This is a genomic window from Vibrio sp. 2-1-2a (genome assembly GCF_032648565.1).
Classification (GTDB): Bacteria; Pseudomonadota; Gammaproteobacteria; order Enterobacterales; family Vibrionaceae; genus Vibrio; species Vibrio diabolicus.
The window spans coordinates 437935-451326 of the sequence record NZ_WBOH01000001.1; the positions used below are offsets into that span (position 1 = coordinate 437935).

General features: G+C 43.5%; 12 protein-coding genes. 6 read left to right on the plus strand and 6 right to left on the minus strand.

What is annotated here, in order from left to right; translation table 11 throughout:
- The first annotated feature begins 10 nt into the window (after window positions 1-10).
- Window positions 11-1135, plus strand: a complete 1125-nt coding sequence (ald, locus tag F7Y48_RS02100; protein ID WP_316680275.1) for an alanine dehydrogenase — start codon at window positions 11-13, stop codon at window positions 1133-1135.
- A 93-nt stretch (window positions 1136-1228) separates the two neighbouring features.
- On the opposite strand, the gene F7Y48_RS02105 is transcribed toward ald, so the two are convergent.
- Both F7Y48_RS02105 and cysB read right to left on the minus strand, forming a co-directional pair.
- Window positions 1229-2425 carry a methyltransferase gene (locus F7Y48_RS02105; RefSeq protein ID WP_006742884.1) on the minus strand — a complete coding sequence of 399 codons (1197 nt, stop codon included), beginning with the start codon at window positions 2423-2425 and terminating at the stop codon, window positions 1229-1231.
- 53 nt (window positions 2426-2478) lie between these two features.
- Window positions 2479-3453 carry an HTH-type transcriptional regulator CysB gene (cysB, locus tag F7Y48_RS02110; RefSeq protein WP_006742885.1) on the minus strand — a complete coding sequence of 325 codons (975 nt, stop codon included), beginning with the start codon at window positions 3451-3453 and terminating at the stop codon, window positions 2479-2481.
- 313 nt (window positions 3454-3766) lie between these two features.
- Between cysB and F7Y48_RS02115 the strand changes: the two genes are divergently transcribed.
- Together F7Y48_RS02115 and miaE are read left to right on the plus strand one after the other, a co-directional pair.
- Window positions 3767-4531, plus strand: a complete 765-nt coding sequence (locus tag F7Y48_RS02115; RefSeq protein ID WP_006742886.1) for a hypothetical protein — start codon at window positions 3767-3769, stop codon at window positions 4529-4531.
- Window positions 4532-4628: 97 nt separating this feature from the next.
- Window positions 4629-5399, plus strand: coding sequence for a tRNA isopentenyl-2-thiomethyl-A-37 hydroxylase MiaE (miaE, locus tag F7Y48_RS02120; protein ID WP_316680281.1), 771 nt, complete (start codon window positions 4629-4631; stop codon window positions 5397-5399).
- Window positions 5400-5528: 129 nt separating this feature from the next.
- Here miaE and F7Y48_RS02125 read toward each other — a convergent pair whose 3' ends face one another.
- Entirely contained in the window at window positions 5529-7157 is a 1629-nt protein-coding gene (locus tag F7Y48_RS02125; RefSeq protein ID WP_316680283.1) for a methyl-accepting chemotaxis protein, read from the minus strand.
- Between the two features lie 155 nt (window positions 7158-7312).
- Window positions 7313-7579 carry a hypothetical protein gene (locus tag F7Y48_RS02130; RefSeq protein ID WP_012841963.1) on the minus strand — a complete coding sequence of 89 codons (267 nt, stop codon included), beginning with the start codon at window positions 7577-7579 and terminating at the stop codon, window positions 7313-7315.
- 292 nt (window positions 7580-7871) lie between these two features.
- On the opposite strand from F7Y48_RS02130, the gene F7Y48_RS02135 reads away from it, so the two are divergent.
- Both F7Y48_RS02135 and F7Y48_RS02140 read left to right on the plus strand, forming a co-directional pair.
- Complete coding sequence (locus tag F7Y48_RS02135) at window positions 7872-9200, plus strand: sphingomyelin phosphodiesterase (protein ID WP_316680285.1); 1329 nt, start codon at window positions 7872-7874, stop codon at window positions 9198-9200.
- Window positions 9197-10153: an ATP-dependent dsDNA exonuclease gene (locus F7Y48_RS02140; RefSeq protein ID WP_316680286.1), complete on the plus strand. Its 957-nt coding sequence runs from the start codon at window positions 9197-9199 to the stop codon at window positions 10151-10153. Before F7Y48_RS02135 ends, F7Y48_RS02140 begins: the two co-directional genes overlap by 4 nt.
- Before the next feature lie 90 nt (window positions 10154-10243).
- On the opposite strand, the gene trpS is transcribed toward F7Y48_RS02140, so the two are convergent.
- Window positions 10244-11266, minus strand: a complete 1023-nt coding sequence (trpS, locus tag F7Y48_RS02145) for a tryptophan--tRNA ligase (protein WP_316680287.1) — start codon at window positions 11264-11266, stop codon at window positions 10244-10246.
- 599 nt (window positions 11267-11865) lie between these two features.
- Between trpS and F7Y48_RS02150 the strand changes: the two genes are divergently transcribed.
- Entirely contained in the window at window positions 11866-12822 is a 957-nt protein-coding gene (locus F7Y48_RS02150) for an AEC family transporter (RefSeq protein WP_316680289.1), read from the plus strand.
- 46 nt (window positions 12823-12868) lie between these two features.
- Here the strand turns inward: F7Y48_RS02150 and F7Y48_RS02155 are convergent, their stop codons facing one another.
- Entirely contained in the window at window positions 12869-13324 is a 456-nt protein-coding gene (locus tag F7Y48_RS02155) for a MarR family winged helix-turn-helix transcriptional regulator (protein ID WP_012841967.1), read from the minus strand.
- Between the last annotated feature and the right edge of the window lie 68 nt (window positions 13325-13392).

The window sequence follows — 13392 nt, forward strand, 5'->3', positions numbered from 1 at the left end:
AGGATACAGGATGATCATTGGCGTACCTAAGGAAATCAAGAACCACGAATATCGTGTTGGTATGATCCCAGCAAGCGTGAGAGAACTCATCTCACATGGTCACCAAGTTTTAGTTGAGACCAATGCAGGTGCCGGCATTGGTTTTTCAGACGATGATTACATCGCTGTCGGCGCATCCATTCTCCCTCATGCTGCAGACGTATTCGCGCAAGCAGACATGATTGTAAAAGTAAAAGAACCCCAAGCAGTAGAGAGAGCAATGCTCCGCGAAGGGCAAATTTTATTTACTTATTTACACCTAGCACCAGATTTTCCACAAACTGATGAGCTAATCAAGAGCAAAGCTGTCTGTATAGCCTATGAGACTGTAACAGATAATATGGGTCGTTTGCCACTGTTAGCACCAATGTCAGAAGTGGCAGGTCGGATGTCTATCCAAGCTGGCGCGCAAACATTGGAAAAATCACACGGCGGTCGTGGTCTGCTACTAGGTGGCGTACCTGGTGTTGAGCCAGCGAAAGTCGTCATCGTTGGTGGTGGTGTTGTTGGTGCAAACGCAGCTCGTATGGCTGTTGGTCTTCGCGCTGACGTAACCATTCTAGACCGTAACGTAGATACACTTCGTAAGCTTGACGAAGAATTCCAAGGTCGCGCTAAAGTGGTTTATTCTACTGAAGACGCTATCGAGAAGCATGTTCTAGAAGCTGACCTTGTTATCGGTGCCGTTCTAATTCCTGGAGCAGCAGCGCCTAAGCTGGTAACAAAAGAGCACATTACTAAGATGAAACCTGGTGCGGCAGTGGTTGACGTGGCTATTGACCAAGGTGGCTGTTTCGAGACATCTCACGCAACAACCCACGCAGATCCAACTTACATCGTTGATGAAGTGGTTCACTACTGCGTAGCAAATATGCCTGGTGCGGTTGCACGTACTTCAACTTTCGCATTGAACAATGCAACACTCCCTTACATTGTGAAACTCGCAAACAAAGGCTACCGTGAGGCACTTCTAGAAGACAAAGGCTTCCTTGAAGGTCTAAACGTTATTCACGGGAAAGTAACATGTAAAGAAGTAGCAGAAAGCTTTGACTTGGAATACGTTGAACCAACTCAAGCTATCGCTATGTTCAATTAATGACAAAATAAAACACAATTTGTCACGTTTTGTTTACAAAAGCCCACGCATAAGTGGGCTTTTTCATATAGAGCGTTTAGCTATAAAAAATAACTAATTCTTATATGCGCAAATTAAAATATTTCTAGGTGTAACTGATTTAGGGCAAAACTCTGACAATCTAACACGATAACCACGTTCTTCAAGATAAAGTGCTTTGTCCAATGCGAGCCAGATCTCCAATGGACGTTGAAAAACCAGTTGCACTAAGCTCATTCTCTCCATTTGCCAGAAGCGTTGTTCGCTTAACTTTTCAAAATGATCGAAATCGATTTCTTGAGAAAGAACGATACCTTTCTGCTCCGCCGCCCAGCGACACAAAGATTCAAAGCCTTCACTTAATTGCGACTTACGAATACTGGGGACAGGTTGATATTCTGCCATGCCTAACGCTCGTCGAGTAATCAAATCGAAGCCAAGACGAAACACCATTTCCTGCTGACGATGGCGACGTACACGCTCCCCCCCTGTCACCGTTTGCTGTAACGGGATACGCAGTTCTTGCTTAGACAATGAGAGAGAAGAAACCCTCCCCGGTTTCGACATCGGCTGGTATTGTTCCGACTGAATCAAGTGATAACAACAAGGTGAGATGGTCATCGCAGCAATCCCATTCTCACTGCCGTACTGCATTAGACGAACATGGAGGTCACCACACGCATGCAGTGCCACCGCGTGTTGCGTTGGCTTGAATACCGCTTTTGCTTTGCTATCAAACGCGTCACCTTGAATAAACGTCATTTTCCAATGGTGTTCATTCGCAGCTTGTTGCCCTGAATCACACAGTGCTTGTTGATATTCGAAACTGGTCACAGGCTGATCGGTTTGTGTTGCTAGGATTCGTCCTAAATAACCTTTCCCTGAACACCACTCTAACCATTCTTCGCCACAGTGTTGTTGAATTGCAGCTTCACCCATCGAGCTGATTTGCTCCAGCTTACGTCCGGGAATGCCGTTGTCTAAACCACGAGCGAGTGCCAAACCATTTAAGGTTAAAGACTCTAAACGCGTGTGATAAGCGAGTTGTTCGAGTTGAGGCACGAACGCGCTTATCGCTTTTAAGGCGAGTTCAGGTTCCGCTTTATACTCTTCGATTTGAGAGGGAGAAAGAGACACTAACCACTGGCACAACTGAGGGTGTTGCTCTTGCCAAGGTAATGAGGTGTGAATGCTACTTTTAAATGGTTCAAACCGCCATAGCGATTCGTTTTCCAATAAGCAGTCATTAATAAATTGAAATTGCGTTTTCATAACTCCCCCTACAACGAGCGCATTGTAGAGGGAATCGAAACATCAATGAAGTGTTATCTCACCGGGAGCTCGATGTCTTTAAACATCTCTTCGATTTCTGCATTAGATTTCAACGAAATCGCCTGCTCTACCACTGGGCGAGTTAAATGAGGAGCAAAGCGTTCCATAAAATCGAACATGTATGAGCGCAGGAATGTGCCGCGACGGAAGCCAATACTTGTCGTACTAGCCCCGAATAAATGGCTCGCATCTATTGCGACTAAATCGCTGTCCTGCTCTTCATCCACAGCCATGCTAGCAATTACGCCGACACCAATACCCATGCGAACATACGTTTTAATAACGTCCGCATCAGTTGCAGTGAACACCACTCTCGGGGTTAAACCTTCACGATTAAATGCGGTATCTAACTCTGAACGGCCCGTAAAACCAAACACATAAGTGACCAATGGATAAGCGGCAAGATCGCTGATCGTTACTTTGTCTTTCTTCGCTAATGGATGATCTTTAGGCACGACAATTGAACGGTTCCAGTGATAACAAGGCAGCATGATGGCATCTTGATATAAATGAAGTGCTTCTGTCGCAATCGCAAAGTTCGCCGTACCTTTAGCAATCGCCTCAGACATTTGTGACGGCGTACCTTGATGCATGTGTAATGACACTTTTGGATAGCGAGAAGTGAAACCTTTGATGACATCCGGCAAAGCATAACGCGCTTGCGTATGTGTCGTGGTGATATTCAGCGTCCCCATTTCTGGGTGGGTGTGCTCCCCTGCTACAGCTTTGATACTTTCTACGCGAGCCAGAATCTCTTGGGAAATACGTACAATTTCTTCACCAGCAGGTGTCACCTGTGTTAAGTGCTTACCGCTACGTTCAAAAATCTGAATGCCTAACTCATCTTCCAGCAACCGAACCTGTTTACTGATACCTGGCTGAGAGGTATACAAGCTTTCTGCCGTCGCGGATACATTCAGATTATGGTTTACAACCTCAACAATATACTTCAGCTGCTGCAGTTTCATCGTAATCCCTTACTTGTTCATGAGATAATTTATTGGCCACTCGGACGAGCGATATAATAATTAGTTATAACGCGTTCAAATCGAAATGAACAGTAATTTCTAACTTATACCTCAATCACATACTGATAATCCTCAACATAGAAACAATATGCACAAAGTTGAGCCAATAAATGACTGAATTTCTATGATGTGACTTCTATCAGTAGCTAAAACGTGGGAGAGACAAAATAATCAAACAAATAGGGTGCCGAGTAAGATAAGATTCATGTATTCTTTAACGCTAGCCGTAGAAAAGTAAAGCAGACGCAAAGATATGAATATTGGTTTAATAATCGCTTTGGTAGCCATCCTACTGGTGTTGATCCTAGGCTATAACATTATGTTGCAGTATAAGGTCAAGGTAGAGACTGCGAAAAGACAGGAGTCCGCACGCTATGTTGCCTTGATTGATGGCACTGAAGAGTTGATTGGTCATGCGCACCATATCCCTTTTAGCAAGGAGCTGTTGCTGTGTCTAAACAATCGTATTCTTGACGCGCTAGAAAGCATGCATGAGCTTGACCCGAAGAATAAGCAACTTGCTCAACGTATCGAAAACATGAAGCAACAGATTGAGCAACTGAAAGAGAATGGTCCCACTGGCGAGAGTACCACGTTCAAAATGCCGAGCAGTGATAAACAAGCCATCGTCATGCTTAAGTTGGTGAAGCGCCTTCGCGATACTATCCGTAACGAACACAATAAAGGCCGTATCGACACCCAGACTTATGTCGCTGAAAATGCGCGTTTAGAAACGATGCAGATTCGTATCAACATCGAAAACGTCATTAAAAGAGCAAATGACTCAATCGCTCGAGGTCAACCTGGCACAGCACTTCAACTGCTACGCAAAGGTATCGATGCATTGAGTACAAAGAGCGATCCCTACTCGATTCAAGCGAAACAGAAGCTTGAAGACATGTTGGGCGACCTAGATAAAAAACGCCAAGATAAAAGTGATGCTGAAATGCAGCAGATCGCCGATAAAGAGCGCGACAATGACATGGAAGCACTCTTCGGCGAGAAGAAAAAGTGGTAACATTCACTTAAGGTCAATAAAGGCTGCAATCGCAGCCTTTTTTCTATCCGTAAGATAGCGGATATGCCCAATTAGAATGTGAAGTACTAAAACTAAAATGATGAATCTAGACGCCTATCAAGATCTTCTTGCTCCCATTAACCAATTTCTGCAATGCAGCACACCTGATGAATGGGTAGAGGAAGCAAAGAAACCAGAAAACCTTCAAACCATTTTATTAGACCACCTACTGTGTGAGCTAAAAGCTGGCCAATCTGCGATGTTTTTAATTCGTAAGTATGCCGTTGACCAATCCAGTTCACATGCTCTGCTTGACTGGTTTAAACCCTATGAAGATTTTGCTTATCGCAATGTAGGCTCACTAGAAACTTTAAAAGGTAAGAGCAATATTTCCAAAGCGATCATGGCTAAGTCAAACTCACCATACAGCCAAGATTTGATCGATAAAATGGTGCTTTTGATTAAAGAGGAGTTACACCACTTTTATCAAGTTTTAGATATCATGGAAAGTCGTGGAATTGAGTATAAAAATATTCCAGCAAGTCGCTATGCTAAAGGGCTCATTTCGCATATGAAGACTCATGAACCGGAAACGCTGATCGATAAGCTAATCATTGGTGCGTACATCGAAGCCCGATCTTGTGAGCGTTTTGCCAAACTAGCACCACATATGGATGACGATATCGCAAAATTCTACGTTTCTTTACTGCGCTCAGAAGCACGCCACTATCAAGATTATCTAGTATTGGCAGAGCAAATCGCGGGCAAAGACATCAGCGAACGCATAACCTATTTTGGCCGAGTTGAGGCGGATTTAATTTCTACGCCAGATACAGATTTTAAGTTCCATAGTGGTATTCCAGCCTAGCGAGCATATTCTCCCAAGATTGAGCATGCTCTGAACTTATTTATATAGACAGAGAATAAATAAGCCGGACATTTCGTCCGGCTTATTTTTTGTAGCAATGAGGTTAGGAATAAAGCTGAAACAAAATAACTAGAGCTGGAATGAACCCATTCGAGTTTTCAAGTTGTGCGCTAGGCTACTGATCTGCTGGCAAGCTACAGCCGTTTGCGAAGCTCCCTCAGCCATCTCTGTTGAAGCACTATTAATATGCTCCACACTTCGATTCAGTTCTTCGGATACAGAATTCTGCTCGCTGCACGCCGTTGCGATTTGTGTGCTCATTTGCGCTATGTTATCGACAGAATGTTCAATTTCTTTTATCTGGTTATCAGCGTCATTGACTTGCTCAACACACTGAGAAATACCCTCCTGACAATCACGGCTTGAATGCCCTATTTTGCTGCTGCTCTCTTGTAGTTGATTAACAATTTCCACAATTTGTGAAGTGGAGTCTTGAGTGCGTTGCGCCAGAGAACGAACCTCATCTGCCACAACAGCAAACCCACGTCCTTGTTCACCGGCCCGAGCAGCTTCAATTGCGGCGTTCAGTGCTAACAAGTTTGTTTGCTCCGCAATCCCGCGGATCACATCTACGACCACATTGATATTGTTTGAGCTAGATTCAAGCTCACGTGCCAGTTCATCTGACTCTTGGATCGTATGTGATACACGCTCAATTACTGCGATAGTTTGTTGTAACGTCGCCGTTCCTTGCTTTGCCACTTCCGTTGCCGAGTAAGCGGAGGTCGCGCCAACTTCGGTATTTTGTGCCACTTCACTTACAGCAGCTTGCATTTCTGTCATCGCAGAAGCCACCGAACTAAGTTCAATTTGTTGATTTTGCATACCAGAAGCGGTCTGAGAAGAAATAGCACTTACTTCCTCTACTGCAGCCGTTAGCTGAATCGTTGAGTCATTAATCTCAGAAACCAGCGAATGTAAGTTTGTTTGCATACCGACAAGCTCTTTGAGCAACGTTCCTAACTCGTCTTTGCTCAATTCACTTTCGTCGATTTGATTATTCAATTGACCCTTGGCGATTTTGGAAGCGAATTCCAATGCTCGATCAACAGGCCCGCAAATAACTCGAGAAAGCAACATGGCAGACATTACCATGACCAATGCGACGACAAGCGCACCAACAGCAGCGCTGTATTGTGTAAATGCCGCTTCATTTTGTACTTCTTCGCCAATCAAATTCACCAACTCATCGTTCAACGCGAGGGTATCATCCAAGCTGCTCAACGCTTTTGAGTAGGTATCGAAACTCGATAAAATCACATCATTTGCACTTTCAGCATCACCTTGGCTTAGCAGTGCGTTGTAAGTCTTCGTTTCCTTGATGTATTGATTCCAGGTTTCTTTAAAAACGTTAAAAGACTGCGTTTCACGCTGATTAAGGTCGAGCTTTTCGTATTCTGAAATACCAGCCTGCACATCAAAACGCCATTGGTCGAGGCCTTTTAACCACTCACCAATTTTGGGGTGATTTGCGTTTGGCAATAAAGAGAACTCATCTTTGCGCACTTTAGTAATATCAACTTGGATACCTTTCAAAATCGCAACAGAAGGTAAGCTTTTATCCGTTAGCACTGAGATGTCTTTATTCAGTGTTAACAAACCTTGTACCAACATTACTGACACTAAACCAAACACGGCAAAAACGGTTAAATAACTAACCGATATTTTCTTTACGACACTTAAGTCTTTAATACGCATGCACTTTCTCCCTGCAGCCTTTCCAAACCTCTCACTTAAGTGAAAGCTTAACCTCTAAAACACACTGTTTTTTGCGCTCGATATCATTGAGCGCTCTTATATACATCGGCCTGAAAGATCAAATCTTGACCAGTAATTGATATTTTTATCACGTGCTATTTTAGAGATAGGCTCGCATGCTCCGTATTGTGTCTACATTTTTTTATGAGCGCTTCCCGGCGCAACTCTAAGATCTCATCGATGAGTTTTTCTTTAGCGTTGATGCCAAAGTGCTGGGCATAATTTTTGACTTTTTCAATCTCATTAGGCTGTAAGCGGTATACCTCTTTCTTTAAACGAGCTTCTGCTTCGCTTCTAATCAAACCTTGGTCTTGTAGTAATTTAATGATGGTTTCATCGATTGGATTTACTGCTCTAGCCATGGTGCTCCATCTATCAATTTAAGTTCTAGCCATGTGGCTGGATGAATGACGCCGCACAACTTATAGAGCGAAGATGACAACTTGATTGCAGTGAGTACGATTCGTTAACCATCGCTATTATTTACAGCCGCTTAGGCAGCCATTAACTCTCTACCCCGACTCCTCACCATTGAATAAAGATCACATTCTGATAACAATTTTCAGTACTGGCTTCGATGTCATCCATATTTAACGTGCAAGTAATATTTATAAACAAGAATGATTGCTCTAGTTCAAATGATGGAAAAATAAGATGACATTATCGCAGTGGGGTCTTTTATTAAGTGGCTTGGTGGCATTACCAAGCATTGCAGATACAGATGTTTATCTAACCAATAATTCTGATCAGCCTTTAACTATTCAAGTAAAGCACGAAGGCAGTGATTTACTTCAATACGGAGAAGAGTGGCAGCAACATGTACAAGTACTTGGTCCGTGGGAAACCAAACCTGTATTGAGCTTCAATCGTTGGGAAGGCGTGAAATCAAACCAAACTTACCGTTTTGAAACTGTGGTTTCTAGCCCTAAAGGTGAAAGCATAACACTCAATCAGGTCATGGAAGGTCATTGGTATAATTCAACCATTGAATATGGCTTATCGGCGTCCGATGTCGATTTATCTCTTAAAGATGATCGTAATATTCATCGTGCCAACACTAACGCTTTTGGCATCCGAGAAACCGAACTGGCATTTAAGTCAGACAGTACCGCTCGATACGACGATCTTTATTACACCATCACACCAAGCAAAGTAAATGAATCTGTCGATAACGAAGAACAAAACCTTAAGTTGATGACTTACAACATCTGGGCTCTTACGGCTATTGCATCGCACATCGGTGATCGTTACGAACTGATTCCTCAATACGTCAAAGGTTATGATGTATTAGCGCTGCAAGAAGTGTTTGCAAGCGGTCGTGAAGCATTCCTACGTGAGTTAGCTAAGGAATATCCGTACCAAACTAAAATGTTAGATAAAGAAGGCGTTAATATTCATGATGGTGGGGTGATCATTGTCAGTCGCTATCCTATCGTGAATGAAGCGCAATATGTCTTCCCCGACTGCTCTGGCACAGACTGCTTTGCCGACAAAGGCGTGAATTATGCGGAAATTATTAAAGGTGGTCAGGCTTACCATGTGTTTGCTACCCATACCGCATCTTTCGATACAGACACCGCTCGCGAGTATCGTCAGCGCCAGTTCAAACAAATCCGCGCACTCGCTAAATCTCTCAACATTCCTTCAAGCGAAACTGTGGTATACAGCGGCGACTTTAACGTAAACAAAAGAAAGTTCCCTGGTGACTACCAACAAATGATCGCTAACTTAAGCGCCATAGAGCCTCAGTATTCTGGATACACGGAGTCAACCTTTGATCCCCGTATCAATAACTTCGCAGGTGAAGCGTTATCAGGCGGCGAAAACGTGGAATACCTTGACTATGTCATGGTGAGTAGCGAATACGGTGTGAAATCATTCAATGACAACCGTGTGGACGTGCCGCGTACAACTTCAGAAAGTTTATGGAAACACTACAACCTTTCTGACCATTTCCCAGTTAGCGCAACAATCAAGCCATGAAGAAAATCGCGTTGATAATCATGTCCGCCATTATGGCGGGCATGATATTTTTAACTTTCAGTCAAGATGGGCAGCAAGAAGCAGCCGTGTCCGCTTCTGCTCCAAAGACAAAAAATAAGAACGTCCCCAGTACATCACTAAAAACAAGCAATATCGCTCCCAGTGCAGATGCTTCACCACAGACCGCAGAGCTCCCTTCTGCGACTCAAATAACGACTGAGAGACTAACTCTGCTCAAAGGGAGAGAACTCGTCGCAGAGCTTGAATCATTTTGGCATGAGTGCATGTCGAACCGCGACTGTGAGGAACAGTTAGCCTTGCTCGAGCCTTATTTATCTTCAGCACGATTTCAACTTTTGGCGAGCTACCATCAACTCAACAGTCAATGGCAAGAAAGTGTGGGTAATTTGTTGTTTGATGAGCAACAACCACTAGCCTCACGTATTGCACAACTTAAAGCCGAGGCAAGAGGCATTTGGGGCGAGTTGACTGATGTTATTTTCGCGGATGAGTTCGCCCTATACGATTTCAATTTAGAGGCCCAACAGCTCAACACGCAAAGTCCAGAAAGCTTTTTGCAAGCTTTCGAGCAACTCATCATAGACTGGCAAGAAAATGCAGAGGCTATCGGGCTTACAAACGACCAAGCAAAATATGAGCGTGCAGTCGCCCTGATACCCAATAGCATGAGCTTTCCAGATCGCCAAACCATCATCGCAGAGCTGCAAAAAACTTACTTAACGAAGGACGAAAGCGAAGAGATTCACGATCGTCAGCAACAAATTGCCGAGCAAAAAGAGCAAGTCAGAGATTACCAACAAGCATTACAACAACTTGAGTCCAGACTCAGAAAAGAGAGAGCCACCAGCCATGCTGGTTTATCAGATCCGGAATGGCAAAGCTATTACCAACAAGAAGTAGCGGATTTTCGTCGCGAGTTCTTTTCTTCTTAAACGTCAGCTTTCATTGATGGGAATTGAAAGTCCAAAAGGCACGTTACGAATAAACAGCCGTGCCTTTTATTCAGAACCCTGCTTTTTAATTCAGAACAAATTCAAACCAAATACATCTTTCACATCAAATAGCACTTGTTCAGTTTTCTCACGAGAACGCTGACTGCCTTGTTTTAAAATATCAATCAGCTGTGCTTTATCATTCAAATACATAGTGCGCTTTTCTCGAATAGGTCGAAGCATCTCTTGTAGGCATTCTTCTAACACTTTCTTGGTCAAACCATCACCTAACCCACCGCGTCGATAATGCTCTTTTAGCTGTTCGACGTAATCTTTATCAGGGTGAAAGGCATCGAGGTAGGTAAATACGATATTACCTTCGACTTGGCCAGGGTCCTCAATTTTCAGGTGATTGGGGTCGGTATACATAGATTTCACCGCCGCAGAAATCTCCTTTTCAGACGCCCCTAGGTTGATTGCATTCCCCATGCTTTTAGACATCTTATTTTTGCCATCAGTACTCGGCAAACGAGGTGCATCACTAAGTAAAGGACGGCACTCTTTAAGAACATCTTTTCCACCCAGGTGGTTTATTTTTCTTACGATTTCATTAGTTTGCTCCAACATCGGCAGTTGGTCATCACCTACCGGAACCAACGTCGCGTGGAACCCCGTAATATCGGCAGCTTGAGAAATTGGATACGTTAAAAAGCCAGCAGGAATAGAGCGTTCAAAGCCTTTACTCTGTATCTCATTTTTAACCGTGGGATTACGCTCTAAACGCGCAATAGAGACAAGATTGCTGTAATACATCGTTAACTCTGCTAACGCTGGTACTTGAGATTGCAACGTGATCGTGGTTTGTGTGGGGTCGATACCAACGGCCAAATAATCCGCAACGACATTGAGAATATTGGAGGATACCTTTGATGGATTGTGGGCGTTATCCGTCAAACCTTGCATGTCCGCGACCAAGATCGTTTGCTCATGCTCCGTTTGCAATTTGACTCGTTGTTGCAATGAACCGACATAGTGCCCGAGGTGTAACGGACCTGTCGCTCGATCGCCGGTCAGGATAATTTCACGCTGTGGTGTACTTTGAATGGTGTTCATATTTATCTCCAAGTATTTAATAGATCGCTACTGGAGATAAAAAGATCAAACACTCTTAGCTACCATCCAGCAGCTTAAGAATGTGAGTATTCCGTGCCGCTCTATTTAGAGCGCCACCAAAAGAAGGTTGTTGATGAAGGGCTAACGTGTATTTTCATGTTTTCAAACTAACAGTACATCAAGCTGAACTCAATCTGTTTTTGTATTGAATTAGCGTAAGTATTCAAAGAGCCTACAGAAACGATTACATTGGTAAAGACATCGCAATGACTAAAGCTGCACCAAACACCGAACCTGAGACAAATGCACAAAGTACGGTTTTGTTGTGTTTCCTTTTCATCGATGAACTCCTATCCATAACCACAATGACCAACCCTTTTATTTAATACGCATGTGGATGCATCACGATAAGTAGTAAACCAACATATCGCGCATAGAACCAGTGCAGCTTTGTTAAACTGGGACCTCGTCCATAACTTGGAATGCAAATGGTTCTGGAAACAACAAAAGAGGAAAATTTCATCACTTTTCTATCCTGTCTCCCAGAGTTTATGGCTTAATAGACAGCAGGAATATTTTCTTTTGCTGCGGGTACTTACATGGAAGCTGTTCTACATCAGTTGCAATTCTCTTTGTCGATAACCGGCCCTATCTGCTTAATGTTAATACTTGGCGTGGTGTTCAAACGCATTGGACTGATCAACGATAATTTTATCGAAGTGGGCTCAAAACTGGTGTTTCAAGTTACGCTACCTGCGATGTTATTTGTCAGTATTGTGGCTTCAGAACACGATTTTTCAGCGGCAAGTAGCTTTGTCAATTTCGGCGTTATCGCTAGTGTTTCTTTTTTTATTTTCACCTACCTTTCGGTCAAGCTTCTGTTCAAAGCATCACCTGACCAAGGTGTTCTTATCCAAGGTGGGTTTCGAGCAAACACAGGTATTATTGGCATCGCTTACGTTGCCAATGCGTATGGTTCTCAAGGTGTGGCGTTAGCAGCGCTTTATGTCGCGGTCACCACGTTTCTTTATAACGTCCAAGCGGTTATTTGCTTATCTCCCAAGGGCGCAACTTCTGTCCCACAAGCCTCAAAAATGATGGGCCGAACACTAACGAGGAATCCACTGATAATCTCAATCGTCCTAGGGATGGCTTTCTATTTGCTCTCTATTCCAGTACCGAATGTTGTTATTGATGCAGGGGACTACTTGTCCAAAATGACATTACCTTTAGCGCTGTTGTGTACGGGCGGCTCACTCGATTTTAGCTTGATGAGAAAAGAGAAAGGTCCATCTTGGTTTGCAAGCAGTTACAAGCTGATCGTGGCACCCGTAATGATCACTATTGGTGCTTACTTAGTAGGTTTTCGAGGAATTGAGTTAGGTATTCTTTTCTTTATGAACGCTTCCCCAGTGGCAGCAGCCAGTTATGTCATGGCACGTTCGATGGGAGGCAATGCCACATTAGCCGCAAATATCATCGCACTCACTACGGTACTTTCTACCGTCACGTGTACTTTGGGCATTCTATTTCTTAAGTTTTACGACTTAATATAATTGATCACCGATACAGTAAAGGCGCGCTAGATAGCATTAAGATAAGCTACTGGTCGTGATTTGCAAAAGTAAGCTTTCTTACCAAACGAAAAAACTCACTCGCTTCTGATTCAGACAAACAAGCAAAAAATTCTTTCTGTAAGTTCGTCATGATTTGATGCACTTGCTTTAAAGCGTTTGCCCCCTCTTTTGTCATGCTGAGCATTTTGAGACGCTGATTCGATTTACTTTTAGAAACTTGAACAAACCCTCGCTTTTCCAAATTATCCACCATTCGCTTTGCTACACTTCGCTCAGTTCGAACCGCGTCAGCCAGCGCTTGCTGACTCATGGGTTGAAACTCTTCCAAAGCAGCCAGTGCACTTGCCATCTCGAGTGTCATTAAATTTTGCCGAGAGAGCTCAGCTTGAGCACGGTTGCGATACATTCGCTGCATCACACCGCAGACAAACATAGGGCTTTGATCCAACACGGAAATTGGGGAGATTTTCTGATCTTTCATCGTCGTTTGTTCTTCTTAGGCTTTCATTCGGTCGGAAGGAGTAAGCAGATTCTGCATCAGGCAAAACG

Bases quoted from the DNA above. Each gene is read 5' to 3' on its own strand.
- F7Y48_RS02155 (WP_012841967.1), bottom strand. From the start codon at position 13,324: ATGAAAGATCAGAAAATCTCCCCAATTTCCGTGTTGGATCAAAGCCCT.
- F7Y48_RS02125 (WP_316680283.1), bottom strand. From the start codon at position 7,157: ATGCGTATTAAAGACTTAAGTGTCGTAAAGAAAATATCGGTTAGTTAT.
- F7Y48_RS02135 (WP_316680285.1), top strand. From the start codon at position 7,872: ATGACATTATCGCAGTGGGGTCTTTTATTAAGTGGCTTGGTGGCATTA.
- F7Y48_RS02130 (WP_012841963.1), bottom strand. From the start codon at position 7,579: ATGGCTAGAGCAGTAAATCCAATCGATGAAACCATCATTAAATTACTA.
- F7Y48_RS02105 (WP_006742884.1), bottom strand. From the start codon at position 2,425: ATGAAAACGCAATTTCAATTTATTAATGACTGCTTATTGGAAAACGAA.
- ald (WP_316680275.1), top strand. From the start codon at position 11: ATGATCATTGGCGTACCTAAGGAAATCAAGAACCACGAATATCGTGTT.
- trpS (WP_316680287.1), bottom strand. From the start codon at position 11,266: ATGAACACCATTCAAAGTACACCACAGCGTGAAATTATCCTGACCGGC.
- cysB (WP_006742885.1), bottom strand. From the start codon at position 3,453: ATGAAACTGCAGCAGCTGAAGTATATTGTTGAGGTTGTAAACCATAAT.
- F7Y48_RS02140 (WP_316680286.1), top strand. From the start codon at position 9,197: ATGAAGAAAATCGCGTTGATAATCATGTCCGCCATTATGGCGGGCATG.
- F7Y48_RS02115 (WP_006742886.1), top strand. From the start codon at position 3,767: ATGAATATTGGTTTAATAATCGCTTTGGTAGCCATCCTACTGGTGTTG.
- F7Y48_RS02150 (WP_316680289.1), top strand. From the start codon at position 11,866: ATGGAAGCTGTTCTACATCAGTTGCAATTCTCTTTGTCGATAACCGGC.
- miaE (WP_316680281.1), top strand. From the start codon at position 4,629: ATGATGAATCTAGACGCCTATCAAGATCTTCTTGCTCCCATTAACCAA.